Origin of the sequence: Mycobacterium kansasii ATCC 12478, assembly GCF_000157895.3 — a bacterium.
In the GTDB taxonomy this organism is placed as follows: domain Bacteria; phylum Actinomycetota; class Actinomycetes; order Mycobacteriales; family Mycobacteriaceae; genus Mycobacterium; species Mycobacterium kansasii.
Genome location: NC_022663.1, coordinates 4,295,874 through 4,316,204 on the forward strand (window position 1 = coordinate 4,295,874; position 20,331 = coordinate 4,316,204).

Annotated in this window: 23 protein-coding genes; 21 read left to right on the forward strand and 2 right to left on the reverse strand. The window is 66.2% G+C overall.

The genetic code is table 11. From position 1 onward, the window contains the following. Positions 1-2 precede the first annotated feature (2 nt). The 4 genes from mftD (at position 3) to mftG (ending at position 4,858) form a co-directional block, all read left to right on the forward strand. Complete coding sequence (mftD, locus tag MKAN_RS18715) at positions 3-1,175, forward strand: pre-mycofactocin synthase MftD (RefSeq protein WP_023370906.1); 1,173 nt, start codon at positions 3-5, stop codon at positions 1,173-1,175. Between the two features lie 67 nt (positions 1,176-1,242). After that, on the forward strand, positions 1,243-1,992 hold the full coding sequence (mftE, locus tag MKAN_RS18720; RefSeq protein WP_036395289.1) for a mycofactocin biosynthesis peptidyl-dipeptidase MftE: 750 nt from the start codon (positions 1,243-1,245) through the stop codon (positions 1,990-1,992). Continuing rightward, positions 1,989-3,410, forward strand: coding sequence for a mycofactocin biosynthesis glycosyltransferase MftF (gene mftF / locus MKAN_RS18725; protein WP_023370910.1), 1,422 nt, complete (start codon positions 1,989-1,991; stop codon positions 3,408-3,410). Before mftE ends, mftF begins: the two co-directional genes overlap by 4 nt. An 8-nt stretch (positions 3,411-3,418) precedes the next feature. Next, on the forward strand, positions 3,419-4,858 hold the full coding sequence (gene mftG, locus MKAN_RS18730; RefSeq protein ID WP_023370912.1) for a mycofactocin dehydrogenase MftG: 1,440 nt from the start codon (positions 3,419-3,421) through the stop codon (positions 4,856-4,858). A 3-nt stretch (positions 4,859-4,861) separates the two neighbouring features. On the opposite strand, the gene MKAN_RS18735 is transcribed toward mftG, so the two are convergent. Next, on the reverse strand, positions 4,862-6,466 hold the full coding sequence (locus tag MKAN_RS18735) for an MFS transporter (RefSeq protein WP_023370914.1): 1,605 nt from the start codon (positions 6,464-6,466) through the stop codon (positions 4,862-4,864). 188 nt (positions 6,467-6,654) lie between these two features. On the opposite strand from MKAN_RS18735, the gene MKAN_RS18740 reads away from it, so the two are divergent. Beyond that, entirely contained in the window at positions 6,655-7,212 is a 558-nt protein-coding gene (locus MKAN_RS18740) for a TetR/AcrR family transcriptional regulator (RefSeq protein ID WP_230589195.1), read from the forward strand. Between the two features lie 44 nt (positions 7,213-7,256). Here the strand turns inward: MKAN_RS18740 and MKAN_RS18745 are convergent, their stop codons facing one another. Next, positions 7,257-7,643: a hypothetical protein gene (locus tag MKAN_RS18745; RefSeq protein WP_133163482.1), complete on the reverse strand. Its 387-nt coding sequence runs from the start codon at positions 7,641-7,643 to the stop codon at positions 7,257-7,259. A 446-nt stretch (positions 7,644-8,089) separates the two neighbouring features. On the opposite strand from MKAN_RS18745, the gene rpsJ reads away from it, so the two are divergent. The 16 genes from rpsJ (at position 8,090) to MKAN_RS18825 (ending at position 20,268) form a co-directional block, all read left to right on the forward strand. Beyond that, entirely contained in the window at positions 8,090-8,395 is a 306-nt protein-coding gene (rpsJ, locus tag MKAN_RS18750; RefSeq protein WP_003873519.1) for a 30S ribosomal protein S10, read from the forward strand. A gap of 16 nt (positions 8,396-8,411) precedes the next feature. After that, positions 8,412-9,065, forward strand: coding sequence for a 50S ribosomal protein L3 (rplC, locus tag MKAN_RS18755; RefSeq protein WP_023370920.1), 654 nt, complete (start codon positions 8,412-8,414; stop codon positions 9,063-9,065). Then, positions 9,065-9,742 (forward strand): 50S ribosomal protein L4, encoded by a 678-nt coding sequence (gene rplD, locus MKAN_RS18760; RefSeq protein ID WP_023370922.1) that lies wholly within the window; start codon positions 9,065-9,067, stop codon positions 9,740-9,742. Before rplC ends, rplD begins: the two co-directional genes overlap by 1 nt. Continuing rightward, positions 9,742-10,044, forward strand: coding sequence for a 50S ribosomal protein L23 (gene rplW / locus MKAN_RS18765; protein WP_023370924.1), 303 nt, complete (start codon positions 9,742-9,744; stop codon positions 10,042-10,044). Before rplD ends, rplW begins: the two co-directional genes overlap by 1 nt. A gap of 82 nt (positions 10,045-10,126) precedes the next feature. Next, positions 10,127-10,969, forward strand: coding sequence for a 50S ribosomal protein L2 (rplB, locus tag MKAN_RS18770; protein ID WP_023370926.1), 843 nt, complete (start codon positions 10,127-10,129; stop codon positions 10,967-10,969). A gap of 57 nt (positions 10,970-11,026) precedes the next feature. Further along, positions 11,027-11,308 carry a 30S ribosomal protein S19 gene (gene rpsS / locus MKAN_RS18775; protein WP_003892827.1) on the forward strand — a complete coding sequence of 94 codons (282 nt, stop codon included), beginning with the start codon at positions 11,027-11,029 and terminating at the stop codon, positions 11,306-11,308. Next, the gene (gene rplV, locus MKAN_RS18780) at positions 11,305-11,859 is read left to right on the forward strand and encodes a 50S ribosomal protein L22 (RefSeq protein WP_023370928.1); all 555 of its coding nucleotides are present in this window, start codon (positions 11,305-11,307) and stop codon (positions 11,857-11,859) included. The genes rpsS and rplV overlap by 4 nt, the downstream gene beginning before the upstream one ends. Then, entirely contained in the window at positions 11,859-12,692 is an 834-nt protein-coding gene (rpsC, locus tag MKAN_RS18785; protein WP_023370930.1) for a 30S ribosomal protein S3, read from the forward strand. The genes rplV and rpsC overlap by 1 nt, the downstream gene beginning before the upstream one ends. A 7-nt stretch (positions 12,693-12,699) precedes the next feature. After that, positions 12,700-13,116, forward strand: a complete 417-nt coding sequence (rplP, locus tag MKAN_RS18790) for a 50S ribosomal protein L16 (protein ID WP_023370932.1) — start codon at positions 12,700-12,702, stop codon at positions 13,114-13,116. Next, on the forward strand, positions 13,116-13,367 hold the full coding sequence (rpmC, locus tag MKAN_RS18795) for a 50S ribosomal protein L29 (protein WP_023370934.1): 252 nt from the start codon (positions 13,116-13,118) through the stop codon (positions 13,365-13,367). Before rplP ends, rpmC begins: the two co-directional genes overlap by 1 nt. Continuing rightward, the gene (gene rpsQ / locus MKAN_RS18800) at positions 13,364-13,756 is read left to right on the forward strand and encodes a 30S ribosomal protein S17 (RefSeq protein ID WP_103797738.1); all 393 of its coding nucleotides are present in this window, start codon (positions 13,364-13,366) and stop codon (positions 13,754-13,756) included. Before rpmC ends, rpsQ begins: the two co-directional genes overlap by 4 nt. A gap of 536 nt (positions 13,757-14,292) precedes the next feature. Then, on the forward strand, positions 14,293-16,653 hold the full coding sequence (locus MKAN_RS18805) for an arylsulfatase (protein ID WP_023370938.1): 2,361 nt from the start codon (positions 14,293-14,295) through the stop codon (positions 16,651-16,653). A gap of 118 nt (positions 16,654-16,771) precedes the next feature. Beyond that, positions 16,772-17,299, forward strand: a complete 528-nt coding sequence (locus MKAN_RS18810) for a hypothetical protein (RefSeq protein WP_230589194.1) — start codon at positions 16,772-16,774, stop codon at positions 17,297-17,299. A gap of 16 nt (positions 17,300-17,315) precedes the next feature. Then, entirely contained in the window at positions 17,316-18,206 is an 891-nt protein-coding gene (locus MKAN_RS18815; RefSeq protein ID WP_023370943.1) for a formylglycine-generating enzyme family protein, read from the forward strand. Between the two features lie 97 nt (positions 18,207-18,303). Beyond that, the gene (locus MKAN_RS18820) at positions 18,304-19,206 is read left to right on the forward strand and encodes a DUF4436 domain-containing protein (protein ID WP_023370945.1); all 903 of its coding nucleotides are present in this window, start codon (positions 18,304-18,306) and stop codon (positions 19,204-19,206) included. A 96-nt stretch (positions 19,207-19,302) separates the two neighbouring features. After that, entirely contained in the window at positions 19,303-20,268 is a 966-nt protein-coding gene (locus MKAN_RS18825) for a DUF4436 domain-containing protein (protein WP_023370947.1), read from the forward strand. Positions 20,269-20,331 lie beyond the last annotated feature (63 nt).

Below are 20,331 nucleotides of genomic sequence, written 5' to 3' on the forward strand. Positions count from 1 at the left end.
TCATGTCGGACGCCTGGTTCGAAACGGTGGCGATCGCTCAGCAACGCGCAAAGCGGCGATTGCCCAAGTCGGTGTATTCGTCGCTGATTGCGGCAAGCGAACAGGGCGTCACGGTCGCCGACAATGTCGCGGCATTCAGCGAACTCGGTCTGGCGCCGCACGTCATCGGCGCGACGGAAAAGCGCGACCTGGCCACGACCGTGATGGGCCAGGACATTTCGCTGCCGGTGCTGATTTCGCCAACCGGTGTCCAGGCGGTCGATCCCGACGGCGAGGTGGCCGTCGCCCGGGCCGCGGCGGCCCGCGGCACCGCGATGGGCTTGTCCTCGTTCGCCAGCAAGCCGATCGAGGAGGTCATCGCCGCCAATCCCAAGATCTTCTTCCAGGTCTATTGGCTCGGCGGCCGCGACGCCATCGCCGAGCGGGTCGAACGCGCGCGGCAAGCCGGAGCGGTCGGGCTGATCGTCACCACCGACTGGTCGTTCTCGCACGGGCGCGACTGGGGTAGCCCCAAGATTCCCGAAGAGATGAGCCTGTGGTCGGTTGTGCAGCGGTTCCCCGAGGCCATGGTGCGGCCGCGCTGGTTGTGGAAGTTCGGCAAGACGCTGCGCCCACCGGATTTGCGGGTGCCCAATCAGGGCCGCCGCGGTGAACCCGGCCCGACATTCTTCGCCGCCTACGGCGAATGGATGGGCACCCCGCCGCCGACCTGGGAGGACATCGCCTGGCTGCGGCAGTTGTGGGGCGGTCCCTTCATGCTCAAGGGCGTGATGCGGGTCGACGACGCCAAAAGAGCGGTCGATGCCGGGGTTTCGGCAATATCGGTGTCCAACCATGGCGGCAACAACCTCGACGGCACGCCCGCCTCGATTCGTGCCCTTCCCGCGGTGGCGGCAGCGGTCGGAGACCAGACCGAGGTGTTGCTGGACGGCGGTATCCGGCGGGGCAGCGACGTCGTCAAAGCGGTGGCGCTGGGCGCGCGAGCAGTGATGATCGGCCGCGCGTACCTTTGGGGGCTGGCCGCCAACGGCCAGGCCGGCGTCGAAAACGTCCTCGACATCCTGCGCGGCGGTATCGACTCGGCACTGATGGGCCTGGGGCACAGCTCCGTGCAGGACCTCCGGCCGGACGACATCATCGTGCCCGCCGGTTTCGCTCGGGAATTGGGCGTGTAACGTCCAAGTAACTTCCCGTTGCGTCAATATTGGTGGCGCAGAAAAAAATTCGGTAGAAGAGGTAACAATCGGTGCACGGCAGGTAAATTCGGCCTACCATCGGCGAGTGCCCGTACGCGGCGAACTGGGGAACTCGACGTCGAGCCAGCTACCAAGCATCTCGCCGTCGATCGTGGTCCCACTGGGGTCCACCGAACAACACGGACCGCACCTGCCGCTGGATACCGACACCCGGATCGCGACCGCCGTCGCCCGGGCGGTGGCCGCGGGCATGCCCCGGCCGGACTGGCTGGTGGCTCCCGCGATCGCCTACGGCGCCAGCGGTGAGCATCAGAGCTTTGCCGGGACCATCTCCATCGGGATCGACGCCCTGGCCATGCTGCTGGTGGAGTACGGCAGGTCGGCCACCTGCTGGGCCGGCCGGCTGGTGTTCGTCAACGGTCACGGCGGCAATATCGCGGCGTTGCGCCGCGCGGTCGGCCAGCTGCGCTTCGAGGGTCGTGACGCCGCATGGTGTCCGTGCAGCGCTGTGGGCGGCGACGCCCATGCCGGGCACACCGAAACATCGGTGTTGCTGCATATTTCGCCGGACGATGTGCTGACCGACCGGTGGCTCGCCGGCAACGGCGCGCCCCTGCCGGAACTGCTGCCGTCGATGCGCCGCGGCGGAATCGCGGCCGTCAGCCCGACCGGGGTGCTGGGTGATCCCACCACGGCGACCGCGGCAGCGGGCAGACGCATCTTCGCGGAGATGGTCGACGAATGCCGGCAGCGCATCGACCGGTGGTTGCCCGGACGCGACGGGATGCTGGCATGACCCAGACCCGACTGCCGGATGGGTTCGCGGTGCAGGTCGACCGCCGCGTGCGGGTGCTCGGCGACGGCTCGGCCCTGCTCGGTGGTTCACCGACCCGGCTGCTCCGGCTGGCTCCCGCCGCTCAGGACATGCTTTCCGACGGCCGGCTCAAGGTGCGCGACGAGCTCACCGCGCAACTGGCCCGCACCCTGCTGGATGCCACGGTGGCACATCCGCGCCCCGCCAGTGGCCCCTCATATCGTGACGTCACCGTGGTGATACCGGTGCGCGACAACACATCCGGTGTGCGCCGGCTGGTCGCCTCACTACGCGGATTGCGCGTCATCGTGGTCGACGACGGGTCGGCGTGCCCGGTTGAATTGGAGGACTTTCCCGGGGCGCACTGCGACATCGAGGTGTTGCATCACCCGCGAAGCAAGGGTCCTGCCGCGGCACGTAACACCGGTCTGGCCGCCTGCACCACCGACTTCGTCGCATTCCTGGATTCCGACGTGGCGCCCCGCCGGGGATGGCTCGAAGCGCTGCTCGGCCACTTCTGCGATCCCACCGTCGCCCTGGTCGCACCCCGCATCGTCGGTATGGCGCAAAGCGAAAACCTGGTGGCCCGCTACGAGGCGGTGCGCTCGTCGCTGGATCTGGGTCTGCGGGAAGCGCCGGTGCTACCGCACAGCCCCGTGTCCTACGTACCGAGCGCCGCGATCATCTGCCGCGCCGCAACCCTGCGCGACGTGGGTGGTTTCGACGAGACCCTGCACTCGGGCGAGGACGTCGACCTGTGCTGGCGGCTGATCGAAGGCGGCGCGCGGCTGCGTTACGAGCCGATCGCACTGGTCGCGCACGACCATCGCACACAGCTACGCGACTGGATCGCGCGCAAGGCCTTCTACGGCGGTTCGGCCGCGCCGCTGTCTGTGCGCCACCCCGACAAGACCGCGCCTCTGGTGATCTCCGGCTGGGCACTGACGGCCTGGATCCTCATGTCCCTGGGCACCGGCCTCTGCCGGCTGGCATCGCTGGTCATCGCGGTGGCAACGGGCCGCCGCATCGCCAGGACCATGCGCAGTGCCGACACGACGCTGTGGGACGTGCTGGTGGTCGCCACGCGCGGGCTGTGGTCGGCGGCTCTGCAGTTGGCGTCGGCTATGTGCCGGCATTACTGGCCGGTGACTTTGATTGCGGCCCTGCTGTTTCGGCGCTGCAGGCGGGTGGTGCTGGTCGCGGCGATCGTCGACGGCGTGGTCGACTGGCTGCGTCGCAAAGAGGCCAGGGATGGCGATGACGGCGATAGCGAACCCATCGGCGTGCTGACCTACGTGATACTCAAGCGCGTCGACGACCTCGCCTACGGCCTGGGCCTGTGGTACGGCGTGGTACGCGAACGCAATATCGGCGCGCTCAAACCGCAAATTCGGGCATAACGGCCGCCTTGACTGCTGCCACCGGGCACAGCGATGTGTTGATCGTCGGTGCGGGAAGCGCCGGATCGGTTGTCGCAGCGCGTCTTTCCAGCGACCCCCGCTGTGTCGTGACCGTCCTCGAGGCGGGGCCCGGACTGGCCGATCCCGAGTTGCTGGCACAAACCTCCGATGGATTGCGCCTACCGATCGGTATCGGCAGCCCGCTGGTCCGGCGTTACCAGACCCAGCTCACCGATCGGCCGATTCGCCGGCTGGCGATCGTGCGCGGAGCAACGCTGGGTGGTTGCGGTGCCATCAACGGCGGCTATTTCTGCCGTGGTTTACCACAGGATTTCGATCGCGCCGCGCTACCCGGCTGGGCATGGTCGGACGTCCTCGAACATTTCCGGGCCATCGAGACAGATCTAGACTTCAGCACGCCTGCGCACGGTAGCACCGGTCCCATCCTGATTCGGCGCACGCGTGAAATGACCGGCATCACCCAACGCTTCATCACCGCCGCGGAGCGCGCCGGGTTCCCCTGGATCGATGACCTCAACGACGTCGGGCCGTCGACTGTCCCGGGGGTGGGCGCGGTCCCGTTGAACATCGTGGACGGTGTCCGGACCGGGGCCGGGGCCGGGTATCTGCTGCCCGCGCTGCGGCGGCCAAACCTGACACTGCTGGAGCAAACCCGGGTATTGCGACTGCGCTTCGCGGGCACCAGAGCCGTCGGTGTCGACGCGGTCGGCCCATGCGGGCCGACGACCCTGACGGCCGACCGAATTGTTCTGTGCGCCGGTGCGATTGAGTCGGCGCATCTGCTCATGCTGTCCGGCGTCGGTGACGAGGCGATGCTTCGTGCTGTCGGCGTGCCGGTGGTGGCGCCGCTGCCGGTCGGAATGAGTTGCACCGACCACCCGGAATGGGTCCTTCCCACGACATGGGGCGTGGCTCCCGAACGGCCGGTGCTGGAGGTGGTGCTCCACACCGCAGACGACCTCGAGATCAGGCCCTATACCGGTGGTTTCGTTGCGATGACCGGGAATGACACTGCGGGACAGCCTGATTGGCCGCATATCGGGGTGGCACTTATGCGGCCCCGGGCGCGTGGTCGGATCACGCTGATCTCGGCGGATCCCGACGTGCCGCCGCGGATCGAGCATCGCTACGACAGCGAGCCGGCCGACGTCGCGGACCTGCAGCAGGGTGCCGAGCTTGCCCACGAAATAGCAGGTGGCACAACAGCTGTCGGTCAGCCGGCCTGGTCGACGTCACAACACCTGTGTGGCAGTGCCGCCATGGGGGCCGACGGTGACCCGCGGGGCGTCGTCGACGTCCGGTGCCGGGTGCGCGGCATCCAAAACCTGTGGGTGATCGACGGATCCATCCTGCCGGAGATCACCAGCCGCGGCCCGCACGCCACCATCGTGATGCTGGGGCATCGGGCGGCCGAATTCGTCGCCTGAGCGTCAGGCGCGGTGCCGTCCCGCCGTTGCCGGCGCCGGTGTGACGACCCGGCGGATCGGACCCAGTTGCCGGCCATCCCGGCCGGGCGCCCACAGTCCGATCAGCACCGCTGCGACGGCCACGATCACGGCCATCACCAGCGTCGAGGCGTGCATGGCGGTCAGGAACGCCGCCTTGCTGACGTCGGCAAGCTGCTTTCCCTGGGGCCCAAGCCTGTTCGCTACCTCCACGGCCTTGGCCAGCGAATCGGTCGCCGGGTCGCGGACGGCCGGCGGGAAGGACGACAAACTCGCCGCGAGCTCTTGCGCGTAGCGTCCGGCCAGTATCGAGCCGGCCACCGCGATTCCCAACGCTCCGCCCACTTCCCGGGTGGTGTCGTTGACCGCCGATGCCACGCCTTGCTTTTCGTCGGGAACCGCCGCCATGATCGCCGAAGTCGTTGGTGCCGTGCATAATCCGATGCCAGCGCTGAGTATCAACGCAGGCCAGGCCAGGTCGAAATACGACGAGTCCACCGACAGCCCGCGCATGCACAGGAAGCCGACCGACATCACCAGCATGCCCACCAGCAGCACCAGCCGCAGACCGAGTTTCGGGACGTACCAGAACGACAGTGCCGACAAGATGCCCAGGGGCACCATGAACGGGCCGAAGGCGACCGCCGTCATAAGTGCGGAGTAGCCCATGATCTGCTGGACGTATTGCATGCCGAGGTAGAAGAAGCCGAAGGTCGCCCCGAACAGCATGACGATCGCTCCCACCCCGGTGGCAAACCCGGGATCGGCGAACAGTCGCACGTCGAGAAGCGGTTGCCGCCGCCGGAATTCGACGACACCGAACGCCCCGGCAAGGACCGCTCCGGCGACCAGGCCGCCGACGACGACGGCGTCGCTCCACCCACGCTGGGGTGCTTGCAAGATGCCGAATACCGACACCGCGACGGCGGCGCCGATCAGTACCGCACCCAGCCAGTCGACTCGCGGCGCATCGGGTTCGCGTGACGACCCGACCGTGCACGTCAGCACAAAGACCAACGCGCCCGCGGCGCCGAGCGCCCAGAAGATCGACTTCCAATCCCAGAAGCTGAGCAGGATGCCGGAACCGAACATGCCCAGCACCCCTCCCGAGCCGGCCACCCCGGCCCAGATCCCGACGGCCTTCATCCGCTCTTCTTTCGGATAGGCAACGGTCAGCAGGGAGAGCGTCGCGGGCATCACGAACGCCGCTCCGGCGCCGGCCACCGCTCGGGCCGCGATGATCTGCAGCGGGGTGTCGAAGATCGCCGGCGCCACCGAGGCCACCGAGAAGACGGTCAGACCGAACAGCAGCGCGCCACGCCGGCCGTAACGGTCGCCGATGGCCCCGGCCGGTAGCAGCAGGCAGGCCAGCGCCACGGTGTAACCGTCGACCACCCAGGTCAGCTGGGACTGCGTCGCCGAGGTCGCCACCGCAAGGTCGCCCAGTGCCGTGTTCAACGCGACCATCGACGCTACGACGAGCGACACGCCCGTGCAGGCCACCGCCAGAGTCCAGATTCGAGCGCGATGAGAGGTACCCGACGGCATCCCGTCGGTACGCTGATGAGGCCGGATGAGGGTGTTCACCATGCTGCACGCCTCCTTCCGGCGGCGAGTAATTGCCGAGACTAACGGTCTTGCATATAGACGGATAGTCTCGTTCTTAAACGGAGGTAGTGCAGATCGCCGGCAGTAGCGTTGATCCCCGCCCGGAGCGGTCTCGGGCTCGGTTACTGGAAGCCGCGGCTGCGCTGCTGCGTTCCGGCGGGCCGAAGGCGGTGACGGTGGAGGCGGTCACTCGTGGCGCCAACGTTGCCAGAGCCACGTTGTACCGCCACTTCTCCAGTGGTAATGACCTGCTGGCCGCGACGTTCAACAGCCTGATACCGCCGGCGCCCATGCCGCCTTCGGAAGGTTCGCTGCGGGACCGGCTCATCGCGTTGTTACAGGCCCAGGCCGAGCTGATTGCCGAAGCACCGGGCATGCTGACCGCGATGGCCTGGGTCGCGCTGGGCGGTGATCTTGAACAATTGCCGGAAGCGCGGCACGCCCATAGCGGTGACAGCGCTGCGCTTGCCACCTTGCGCGAACGCATCGCTCAGCAGTATGCGGCGCCATTCGACGCGATTTTCGACAGCCCGGAGGCGGCCGAATTGGGCGAGATCGACCGGTCCCGCGCGATCGCCCTGCTGATCGGTCCACTGGTGCTGGGGCGGTTGAGCACCCTGCCGGATTTCGACTATCGGGAATGCGCGCGGGCAGCAGTCGACGGCTTTCTGTACGTCCAGCGCCGGCGGGATGGAGCGGTGGCTGCCACCAACATTGAATCGGCATGAGTCAATTGACGAATCTGCATCCCGCTCAACGGATTTGAGCTGTGCTACCGGCAGGTCCGATCCTTGATCCGCTGCCTGACCGCGGCCTTGCCTTCGGCCAGTGTGGCCAAGCCCAGGCGGGTAGCGCTCCACCGGAACTCGTTGTTGATGATCCAGCGCACGCATATCAGTTCGGAATGCTCCAACAGCTGAACGGCTTCCAGCATCGGCTCGAGCACCGGTCTTGCCGGCACAATGAGGCCGCTGCGCCGTGGGAAGCCCCGGAACATCCAGTCGCTGAACTCCGACAACGCCAGGGCCGGAGTACTCCCGGACATTTTCGGGTCGAAGGCCGCCATCAATTCGGCGGCCAGCTCGGCCGGCGGGGCACCGTTGATCCAGTCGACCATGGGTTGCGCGGCGTCAGGTTCCCCCGAATCAGGCCCGATCACGGGATGGGAGCCTACGCGTAGCCGCCAGCGTCCGGGCGGATCTAGCCAAAAGCCCTGGTAGGGTCGCTGCAAGCGATGACGCTTGACTACCCGGCGCACACCGGGGTCGGCCTACCGATGTCGACGACCCGGGATTTGGCCGAAGCGGTGATCTGGGGCATACTGTTCAGGTTGCCTTGCGCCAGGTTTGCCCCTGGCCGGGCACACGACCGGCGCCCACACGGGCGCGTCCGGCCCCATCCTTGGAGCGCGACCGATTTCGGCCGCCTACAAGGCTGCGTGCGGGCGACACGCCCGACCGCGGGGGTCGGTGGACCACGACAGGTAAACAGCGGCGCAGTATCCGGCGCACGCTAGTTCGACCCGGGATCGGCCGGGTCGATCGGCGGGCTGGTGGCACCAGGTCCGGACCCGGGCCTGAAGTATTGGAGTGAGGTAGGAGAAGCGTGGCGGGACAGAAGATCCGCATCAGGCTGAAGGCCTACGACCATGAGGCTATCGACGCTTCGGCGCGCAAGATCGTCGAGACCGTCGTCCGTACGGGTGCCAGCGTCGTGGGTCCGGTGCCACTGCCGACCGAGAAGAACGTGTATTGCGTCATCCGCTCCCCGCATAAGTACAAGGACTCGCGGGAGCACTTCGAGATGCGCACCCACAAGCGGTTGATCGACATTCTCGACCCGACGCCGAAGACGGTCGACGCCCTCATGCGCATCGATCTTCCGGCCAGTGTCGACGTCAATATCCAGTAGGAGAGTCTGCAGAGCAATGGCACGCAAGGGCATTCTCGGTACCAAGCTGGGCATGACGCAGGTATTCGACGAGAACAACAGAGTCGTACCGGTGACCGTGGTCAAGGCCGGGCCGAACGTCGTTACCCGGATCCGCACGCCGGAGCGCGACGGGTACAGCGCGGTACAGCTGGCCTACGGCGAAATCAGTCCACGCAAGGTCACCAAGCCGCTGACCGGTCAGTACACCGCCGCGGGCGTCAATCCGCGGAGGCACCTGGCCGAGCTGCGCCTGGACGACCCGGACGCGGTGGCCGAATACGAGGTCGGCCAGGAGCTGACGGCCGAGATCTTCGCCGACGGCAGCTACGTGGACGTGACCGGTACCTCCAAGGGCAAAGGCTTCGCCGGCACCATGAAGCGGCACGGTTTCCGCGGCCAGGGAGCTGCCCACGGTGCCCAGGCGGTGCACCGGCGTCCCGGCTCCATCGGCGGTTGTGCCACCCCGGCGCGGGTGTTCAAGGGTACCCGGATGGCCGGCCGGATGGGCAATGACCGGGTGACCGTGCAGAACCTGTTGGTGCACAAGGTCGATGCCGAAAACGGCGTGCTGTTGATCAAGGGCGCGGTTCCCGGCCGCACCGGCGGACTCGTGATGGTCCGCAGCGCGATCAAGCGAGGTGAAAAGTAATGGCTGCCACCACCCTCAAGATTGACGTCAAGACGCCGGCCGGCAAGGTCGAGGGCTCCATCGAGCTGCCGGCCGAGTTGTTCGACGTACCGGCCAATATCGCGCTGATGCATCAGGTGGTCACCGCGCAGCGTGCGGCGGCCCGCCAGGGCACGCACTCGACGAAGACGCGCGGCGATGTCAGCGGCGGTGGTCGTAAGCCGTACCGGCAGAAGGGCACCGGTCGCGCCCGGCAGGGATCGACACGGGCCCCTCAGTTCACCGGCGGCGGCGTGGTGCACGGTCCCAAGCCCCGTGACTACAGCCAGCGCACCCCCAAGAAGATGATCGCCGCCGCGTTGCGGGGCGCGTTGTCGGACCGGGCGCGCAACGGGCGCATCCACGCCGTCACCGAGTTGGTCGCCGGCCAAACCCCATCCACCAAGAGCGCCAAGACATTTCTGGCCACGCTGACCGACCGCAAGCAGCTGCTGGTGGTCATCGGGCGCGACGATGAGACGGCGGCCAAGAGCGTCCGCAATCTGCCCGGTGTGCACGTCCTGTCGCCCGACCAGCTCAACACCTACGACGTGCTGCGCGCCGACGACGTGGTTTTCAGCGTGGCGGCGCTCAACGCTTACATATCCGCTAGCACCGCTAATACCGGAGCCAACACTCCCGAGGAGGTTTCGGCCTGATGGCGACCATCGCCGACCCCCGCGACATCATCCTGGCCCCGGTGATCTCGGAGAAGTCCTACGGGTTGCTCGACGACAACGTCTACACGTTTGTGGTGCACCCCGATTCCAACAAGACGCAGATCAAGATCGCTATCGAGAAAATCTTTGCGGTCAAGGTCGCATCGGTGAACACCGCGAACCGGCCGGGCAAGCGCAAGCGCACCCGGACCGGATACGGCAGGCGCAAGAACACCAAGCGCGCCATCGTGACCTTGGCGCCGGGCAGCAAGCCGATTGACCTGTTCGGAGCACCGGCGTAGCCCGGCGACCATGCAGAGCGAAGCGATGAGGAGGAGCTGGGCAATACTGCCAGCCGCGCGTGAGAGAAAGACCTGATTAGACATGGCAATTCGTAAGTACAAGCCGACGACGCCGGGCCGCCGCGGCGCCAGTGTGTCGGATTTCGCCGAGATCACCCGGTCCACGCCGGAGAAGTCGTTGGTGCGTCCGTTGCACGGCCACGGCGGCCGCAACGCGCACGGCCGGATCACCACGCGCCACAAGGGCGGCGGTCACAAGCGCGCCTACCGGCTCATCGACTTCCGTCGTAACGACAAGGACGGGGTCAACGCCAAGGTCGCGCACATCGAGTACGACCCGAACCGCACCGCAAGGATCGCACTGCTGCACTATCTCGACGGCGAAAAGCGCTACATCATTGCGCCCAACGGGCTTTCGCAGGGCGACGTGGTGGAATCGGGTCCCAACGCCGACATCAAGCCCGGTAACAACCTGCCGCTGCGCAACATCCCGGCCGGCACCTTGGTCCACGCCGTGGAGTTGCGGCCCGGCGGCGGGGCCAAGCTCGCGCGCTCGGCCGGGTCCAGCATCCAGTTGCTCGGCAAGGAAGCCAGTTACGCGTCGCTGCGCATGCCCAGCGGCGAGATCCGCCGGGTCGACGTCCGCTGCCGCGCAACGGTAGGCGAGGTGGGCAACGCCGAACAAGCGAACATCAACTGGGGCAAGGCCGGCCGGATGCGATGGAAGGGCAAGCGCCCGTCGGTCCGTGGCGTGGTGATGAACCCCGTCGACCACCCGCACGGTGGTGGCGAGGGTAAGACCTCCGGTGGCCGTCACCCGGTCAGCCCCTGGGGCAAGAAGGAAGGGCGCACCCGCCATCCGAACAAGCAAAGTAACAAACTCATCGTCCGCCGCCGGCGCACCGGCAAGAAGCATGGCCGCTAGCCTGGCGACGATGCGCGCGGGCAAATTAGACCCAGGAAGTTTCAGGAGTAGCCAACTATGCCACGCAGCCTGAAGAAGGGCCCGTTCGTCGACGACCATCTGCTCAAGAAGGTCGACGTACAGAACGAGAAGAACACCAAGCAGGTCATCAAGACCTGGTCACGGCGTTCGACCATCATCCCCGACTTCATCGGCCACACCTTCGCGGTGCACGACGGGCGCAAGCATGTCCCGGTGTTCGTCACCGAGGCGATGGTGGGTCACAAGCTCGGTGAATTCGCACCGACGCGCACCTTCAAGGGGCACATCAAGGACGACCGGAAGAGTAAGCGGCGATGACTACCACTACCGAATATCCGTCGGCCGTCGCCAAGGCACGGTTTGTGCGGGTATCGCCGAGAAAGGCGCGCCGGGTCATCGACCTGGTGCGGGGCCGCTCGGTATCGGATGCACTCGACATCCTGCGCTGGGCGCCGCAGGCCGCCAGTGAGCCGGTGGCCAAGGTGATCGCCAGTGCCGCCGCCAACGCGCAGAACAACAACGGCCTGGACCCGACGACGTTGGTGGTCGCCACGGTCTACGCCGACGAGGGTCCGACCGCCAAACGCATCCGTCCGCGTGCCCAGGGTCGTGCGTTCCGAATTCGCCGGCGCACCAGCCACATCACCGTGGTGGTGGAGAGTCGGCCGGCCAAGGACGAGCGGTCTTCGAAGTCGTCGAGGGCGCGCCGGGCCGAGGGCAGCAAGGCCGCCGCAAAGGCGGGTCCCGGTTCGGGGGCTAAGAAGGCGGCGAGCAAGGCGCCTGCCAAGAAGGCGGCGACCAAGGCGCCCGCCAAGAAGTCACCCGCAAAGACATCTGAGACTTCTGAAGCGAAGGGAGGCTCAGACTAGTGGGCCAGAAGATCAATCCGCACGGCTTCCGGCTGGGCATCACCACCGACTGGAAGTCGCGCTGGTACGCCGACAAGCAGTACGCCGAGTACGTCAAGGAGGACGTCGCGATCCGCCGGTTGCTGTCGAGCGGCCTGGAGCGCGCGGGTATCGCCGACGTGGAGATCGAGCGGACCCGCGATCGGGTGCGGGTGGATATTCACACCGCGCGCCCGGGGATCGTCATCGGCCGCCGGGGCACCGAGGCGGACCGCATCCGTGCGGACCTGGAAAAGCTGACCGGCAAGCAGGTTCAGCTCAACATCCTCGAAGTGAAAAACCCCGAGTCGCAAGCTCAATTGGTGGCCCAGGGCGTTGCCGAACAGTTGAGCAACCGGGTGGCGTTCCGCCGCGCGATGCGCAAGGCCATCCAGTCGGCGATGCGTCAGCCCAACGTCAAGGGGATCAGGGTTCAGTGCTCGGGCCGTCTTGGCGGGGCCGAGATGAGCCGCTCGGAGTTCTACCGCGAAGGCCGGGTTCCCCTGCACACCTTGCGCGCGGACATCGACTACGGCCTGTACGAGGCCAAGACCACCTTCGGCCGGATCGGCGTGAAGGTGTGGATTTACAAGGGCGACATCGTCGGCGGCAAGCGCGAATTGGCCGCCGCGGTCCCCGCGGGCCCCGAACGGCCGCGCCGCGAACGGCCGGCGGGCACCCGTCCGCGCCGCAGCGGTGCATCAGGCACGACGGCTACGGGCACCGACGCGGGCCGCGCCGCGGGCGGCGAAGAGGGCACCGCAGCGGTCGGCAACGAGGCCGCGCCGGCCGTTGAAGCGCAGAGTACGGAGTGAATGAATCATGCTGATTCCCCGCAAGGTCAAGCACCGCAAGCAGCATCATCCCCGCCAGCGCGGCATCGCCAGCGGTGGAACGACAGTGAATTTCGGCGACTACGGGATCCAGGCCCTCGAGCACGCCTATGTCACCAACCGGCAGATCGAGTCGGCCCGTATCGCCATCAACAGGCACATCAAGCGTGGCGGCAAGGTCTGGATCAACATCTTTCCGGACCGCCCGTTGACCAAGAAGCCCGCCGAGACCCGCATGGGTTCGGGCAAGGGCTCCCCCGAGTGGTGGGTGGCCAACGTCAAGCCGGGCCGGGTGCTGTTCGAGCTCAGCTACCCCAATGAAGCGATCGCTCGGGCCGCGCTGACCCGTGCGATCCACAAGTTGCCGATCAAGGCACGCATCATCACGCGAGAGGAACAGTTCTGATGGCAGTGGGAATTTCCCCTGGCGAACTGCGTGAGCTCACCGACGAGGAACTGACGGAGCGGCTGCGCGAGGCCAAGGGAGAGTTGTTCAACCTGCGCTTCCAGATGGCGACCGGCCAGCTCAACAACATCCGCCGGCTCCGCACGGTGCGGCGGGAAATCGCACGCGTCTATACAGTGCTGCGCGAACGAGAACTGGGTCTGGCTTCCGGTCCCGATGGTCCCGAAGGTCCCGAAGGTAAGGAATCGTGATGGCAGAGGCTAAGACTGGCGCAAAGGCGGCACCCGCGGCGGCCAAAGCCCCACGCAAGGCAGCGTCCAAAGAGGCCGCACCCAAGGATGTCCCCTCGAAAGCGAAGGGCCCCAAGAACACTCCGAGCGTTCCCAAGCCGCGTGGCCGTCGCAAGACACGCATCGGCTACGTGGTGAGCGACAAGATGCAGAAGACCATCGTGGTCGAGCTGGAAGACCGCGTGCGGCACCCGTTGTACGGCAAGATCATTCGCACCACGAAGAAGGTCAAGGCGCACGACGAGAACAGCATCGCCGGTATCGGCGACCGAGTTTCGCTGATGGAGACGCGTCCGTTGTCGGCGACCAAACGCTGGCGGCTCGTCGAGATTCTCGAGAAGGCCAAGTAACGACCGAAAGTGATTTGCTGAGCGCCGGGTCAGACGATCTTCATCGCCTGACCCGGCGCTTTTTCGTGGACATCACAGTTGCGCGTGGTGAGGCGAATCGCCCGACACCGCGGCCGACTTGCCAACTGGTCGACTGCATCGGGTGCGACGTCCCGGAGTGGACCGGCACTGATTGCCGGGTGAATTCGAGGCGGATCCGAAGCGGGCTACGTCGAACGGGCGTTCGGTGCGGCGGCCCGATCACGGCGCGACAGCCACTGCCGCCGCCTCTCGCGAAATCGAGCCGCCGGCGCCCCTGGAGTGGACCGGTAGCAACCGCCGCAACGGATTGCGGCCAGGGAGCGCGGACAGACCCCGAAGCCGGCCCGCGAAAATTTGTCATACTATGTTGACAATGTAAGGTAGCGGCAGGCCGCAAAATCTGGCAAGCGCCCAAATTGTGCACTGCCGCGTCGTTGTGCGGTCGGGTCACCTCTGTTCGGGGTAATCTCCACGCGACGCCGATAAATGTGCGTACAGAAAGTGGGTGTGTTGCAGTGACGACGGGGTCAACCGGGTTTCAAGGCAAAATCGAGCTGGACATCCGTGACTCGGAACCGGATTGGGGTCCCTACGCGGCGCCGACCGCGCCCGAGAACGCGCCCAACATCTTGTATCTGGTCTGGGACGACACCGGCATCGCGACCTGGGACTGCTTCGGTGGCGTGGTGGAGATGCCCGCCATGACGCGCATCGCCGAGCGGGGCGTGCGCCTGACGCAATTCCACACCACCGCGTTGTGTTCGCCGACGAGGGCCTCGCTGCTGACCGGCCGCAACGCGACCACCGTCGGCATGGCGACCATCGAAGAATTCACCGACGGTTTCCCCAACTGCAACGGACGGATACCGGCCGATACCGCCCTACTTTCAGAGGTGCTTGCCGAACGCGGCTACAACACCTATTGCGTGGGCAAGTGGCACCTGACACCTCTCGAAGAGGCCAACATGGCGTCGACCAAGCGGCATTGGCCCACGTCTCGGGGATTTGAACGCTTCTACGGATTCATGGGTGGCGAGACCGACCAGTGGTATCCCGACCTGGTGTACGACAACCATCCGGTCAGCCCGCCCGGCGCCCCCGAGGACGGCTATCACCTGTCGAAGGACCTGGCGGACAAGGCGATCCAATTCATCCGCGATGCCAAGGTGATCGCGCCGGACAAGCCTTGGTTCACCTACCTGTGCCCGGGCGCCGGGCATGCACCGCACCACGTCTTCAAGGAGTGGGCGGACAAATATGCCGGCAAGTTCGACATGGGCTATGAGAAGTATCGCGAGGTCGTGCTGGAGCGGCAGAAGTCAATGGGGATCGTGCCGCCGGACACCGAATTGTCGCCCATCAATCCATATCTCGACGTGAAGGGACCGCAAGGCGAGCCATGGCCGCTGCAGGACACCGTGCGGCCGTGGGACTCACTCAACGATGAAGAAAAGAAGCTGTTTTGCCGGATGGCCGAGGTGTTCGCCGGTTTTCTGAGCTACACCGATGCGCAGATCGGCCGGATCCTGGACTACCTCGAGGAATCGGGACAGCTGGACAACACCATCATCGTGGTGATCTCCGACAACGGTGCCAGCGGTGAGGGCGGGCCCAACGGGTCGGTCAACGAAGGAAAATTCTTCAACGGCTATATCGACACCGTCGAAGAGAGCATGAAGCTCTTCGACCACCTGGGTGGCCCACAAACCTACAACCACTACCCGATCGGGTGGGCGATGGCCTTCAACACGCCCTACAAGCTGTTCAAGCGCTACGCCTCGCACGAGGGCGGGATCGCCGATACGGCCATCATCTCCTGGCCGGCCGGGATCACGGCCCACGGCGAAGTCCGGGACAACTACGTCAACGTCGCCGATATCACCCCGACCGTTTACGAGCTGCTGGGTATGACCCCGCCGGACACCGTCAAGGGCATCACCCAGAAGCCGCTGGATGGGGTGAGTTTCAAAGCCGCCCTTGACGATCCGGCTGCCGACACCGGCAAGCAAACCCAGTTCTACGCCATGCTGGGCACCCGCGGAATCTGGCACGAGGGCTGGTTCGCCAACACCATCCACGCGGCCACACCGGCAGGCTGGTCACATTTCGACGCCGACCGCTGGGAGCTGTTCCACATCGAAAAAGACCGCAGCCAATGCCATGATCTGGCCGCCGAGTATCCAGACAAGCTCGAAGAACTCAAGGCGCTGTGGTATTCCGAGGCGGCCAAGTACAACGGCCTGCCGCTGTCGGACCTCAACATCGTGGAAACCATGATGCGGTCGCGGCCCTACCTGGTCACCGAACGATCCACCTACATTTACTATCCCGACTGCGCTGACGTCGGTATCGGGGCAGCCGCCGAAATTCGCGGCCGTTCGTTCGCCGTCGTGGCCGACGTGACGGTCGACACCACCGGTGCCGAAGGCGTGTTGTTCAAGCAGGGCGGCGCGCACGGCGGACACGTGCTGTTCATCCAGGACGGACGCCTGCACTACGTCTACAACTTCCTTGGTGAGCGCCAGCAGCTGCTCTCGTCGGTCGGCCCGATCCCGCTCGGCCGACACCTGCTCGGCGTGCGCTACGCGCGGACGGGAACCGTGCCCAACAGCCACACCCCGCTGGGGGACCTGATGATGTACTTCGACCACCACGAGGTCGGTGCGCTCGCCGATGTGACCACCCACCCGGGAACATTCGGGTTGGCAGGTGCCGGCATCACCGTCGGACACAACGGCGGTTCGCCGGTGTCCAGCCGCTACAAGGCGCCGTTCGCCTTCACCGGCGGAACCATTGCCCAAGTGACGATCGACCTATCCGGACGACCGTATGAAGACGTGGAAAAAGAACTCGCCCTTGCCTTTTCGCGCGATTAGGCGTTCGGCGCGACTGCTGTGCGCAGTGGCGCTGCTTTGCCTGTCGGGCATCGTAGCCGGCTGCGGTGAGCGCGGTGGTGGGCCGGGCGCGCCCGCGCATCCTGACCCTGCGGAGCCGGTGCCCGGCATCGTGACGACGCACCCCGAGCACATCCCGCCCGACACGGTCGCCTGTTCGCCGTCGCTGACCGGCGAGGGCCGAGCGACGCTCGCCAGTGTCTCGGACCCGGCCGCACCCAGGATCACGATCAGCGTGCCCGACGGTTGGACGTCGACCCCCGGCAGCGGGGCCACGGCGCTGACTTTGACCGGCCCCAACGGCATGTCGGCGACGGTGACCATCGCCCCCACCGACCGGCAGCCGGACAGCGCTTTCCTCGCCTACACCGCCAGCCTGGGCGGGTCGATGCGGCGGCTGAACTTCCTGGTCACCGGGGTACCGTTCTGCGGCTTCAGCAGCGAGCTGTTGACCGGCGCCCTGCAGGGATCGTCCGGCCCGATCGAATTCGCCGACCGCATCGCTCACATCTGGACGAACACCAAGAACTACCTGGTGGCCATCCACCTGGAGGGTCCGGCGGCGGTGCCCGGGTTCCGTTCGGCAAAATCCGCCTTGATGCAGAACTTCGCCGTCCTCATACCCTGAGTCATACCCTGAAGCCGTGTTAACCGAACTGGTTGAGCTGCCGGGCGGATCGTTCCGCATGGGGTCGACGAGCTTTTACCCCGAAGAAGCGCCGATCCATACCGTCACCGTGCCCGCGTTCGCCATCGAGCGCCACCCGGTCACCAACGCACAGTTTGCCGAATTCATAGCTGCCACTGGGTATGTGACTGTGGCGGAACAACCCATGGACCCCACGCTCTATCCGGGGGCTAACCCCGACGACCTTGTTCCCGGTGCGATGGTGTTCCGTCCGACCGCAGGTCCGGTCGACCTGCGCGACTGGCGGCAGTGGTGGGATTGGGCGCCGGGCGCGAGCTGGCGCCATCCATTCGGCCCGGACAGCGATATCGCCGACAAACCCGACCACCCCGTCGTGCAGGTGGCCTATCCCGACGCGGCCGCCTACGCCCGCTGGGCGGGACGGCGGCTGCCGAGCGAGGCCGAGTGGGAGTACGCGGCGCACGGGGGAACCACGACCACCTATGCCTGGGGCGACGAGGCCACGCCCGGCGGGCAGCTGATGGCCAATACCTGGCAGGGCAAGTTCCCCTACCGCAACGACGGCGCACTGGGCTGGGTTGGGACCTCGCCGGTGGGCACCTTCCCGCCCAACGGCTTCGGTCTGGTCGACATGATCGGCAACGTCTGGGAATGGACCGCAACCGAGTTCTCCGCACACCACCGCACCGATCAGCCTCCGAAGGCGTGCTGCGCGCCTGCCGGGCCCGCCGACCCCACCATCAGCCAGACGCTCAAGGGCGGCTCCCATCTGTGTGCACCGGAGTATTGCCACCGGTACCGGCCGGCGGCCCGCTCGCCACAATCGCAAGACACGGCGACCACCCACATCGGATTCCGTTGTGTGGCCGAACGCGGATCAGGCTAAGGAAATTTAGCGGGTCTGTGGCGCGGCGCGTTGCCGCCTGATCGCCGGTGCGGCTCACTAGCATCTGCCCCGTGTTCACCACGGAGAGCCGCTCGCGATGACCCATCAGGCGCCGCCGCCGGCGGCTCCAGCCGCGGGCAAGTCGCGCGGCACGCGCCTCGCGATCGGCTTGGCCGTTGTTCTCGGCATCATCGTCGTTTACGCCTTGTCGCTATTCGGTGTGCATTTGCTGGCCACGTCGGCGCCCCCGCTGCCGGAACCGGATCTGGGCACCACCGAAGACACCGTCGTACAGGTCCGGCTCGAGAAGCTGGAGACGGTGGCCAACCGTCTCACGGTGAATGTGCTTGTCATTCCGGAAGATTCGAAGTTCGACAAACACCTCGACGTGTTGACCCAAGACCTGGCCGTGCGGTTGTATCCAGAGAACGATCTCGGCGACTTGCAGTACCCCGTGGGTAAAACACCGGCGCAGGTCAGCACCGCGATCGAGGCCGAAGGCGATCCCGCCAACTGGCCGTTCGACTCCTACACCACGGGAATCATCTCTGCCGACGTCATCGTCGGGACCGGCGAGAGCCGGGTGAAGGAACCCGCCCGGGTCGAGGTGATCGGGTCGTTGGACGGCTGGGACGTCAGCGTGCAGCGCGTCGGGGAATCCAGCCAGACCACCAGTCGCCCCGACAACGTCATCATCACCTTGCATCGGGCGAAAGGCTCGCTGATCTTCGACCTGGGCATCATTCTGGTCCTCATCAGCCTGCCGACGTTGGGACTGTGGGTGTCCATCCCGATGGCGTTGGGCCGGAAGAAGTTCTTGCCGCCCTTCGTGTCCTGGTTTGCCGCCATGCTGTTCGCCGTGGTCCCGTTGCGCAATATCCTGCCCGGCAACCCGCCGCCCGGCTCCTGGATCGATCAGGCCGTCACGCTATGGGTGCTGATCGCATTGATCGTGGCGATGAGCCTGTTCATCTTCGCCTACCGCCGGCAATCGGACTGATCTAGAAACGTCACCGGCGGGAACGCCGGTTGCTACCATCTGACTCCGTGTTCGGGGGCAGGTATGTGTCGGCGGTCTCTCCGGTGGTGACCGCAGATGACCGATAACCACGCGCCGGCGGTTCCGGAGCCGGGTGCACCGGCCGGTACAACGGCGTCTCCGCCGGGCGGATCAGCGGCGTCTCCGTCGGCCCGCCCGCACATGTCGCGGCGGAAACATCTGGTGCTCGACGTGTCGATCATCGTCGGTGTCGCTGTTGTCTACGTCCTATCGCTAGTCGGCTATCACTGGCTGGCCAGCACGCCGGGGCCATTGCCCAAGCCGGATGTGGGCACCACCGAGGACACGGTGGTTTTGGTGCGATTCGAGCAACTGCACACCGTGGCGAATCGCCTCGATGTGAAAGTTCTTGTGATGCCTGACGATTCGATGATCGACAAGCGTCTCGACGTGCTGACCACCGACACTTCGGTGCGCCTTTATCCGACCAACGACCTGGGTGACCTGCAGTATCCGGTGGGGAAATCGCCGGCGCAGGTCGCCACCACCATCGAGGCGCACGGCGATCCCGGTAACTGGCCATTCGACACCTACACCACCGACACCATCCAGGCCGATGTACTGGTCGGGGCCGGCGACACTCGCCAGTACAAGCCCGCCCGCGTCGAAGTGACCGGATCGCTGGAGGGCTGGGACATCAGCGCCCAGCGCGTCGGGGACGCGAGTCAGACCTCGGATCGGCCGGACAACGTGATCATCACGTTGAAGCGAGCCAAGGGGCCGCTGGTCTTCGACCTGGGAATCTGCCTCGTCCTCGTCACGCTGCCGACGCTGGCCCTGTTCGTGGCCATCCAGATGGTCACCGGCCGGCGAAAATTCCTGCCACCGTTCTCCACGTGGTATGCGGCGATGCTGTTCGCCGTGGTGCCGCTGCGCAATATCCTTCCCGGCTCGCCGCCGGCGGGGTCGTGGATCGACCAAGCCGTGGTGATCTGGGTGCTGATAGCGCTCGCCACGGCCATGGTGGTGTACGTCATCGCGTGGTATCGGGAATCGGACTAGCGCGCGTCGGGTTCCGGCCCGTCTCGACCGCCGTGGAAACGGCCGCGGCCGGGGCGCGACCGT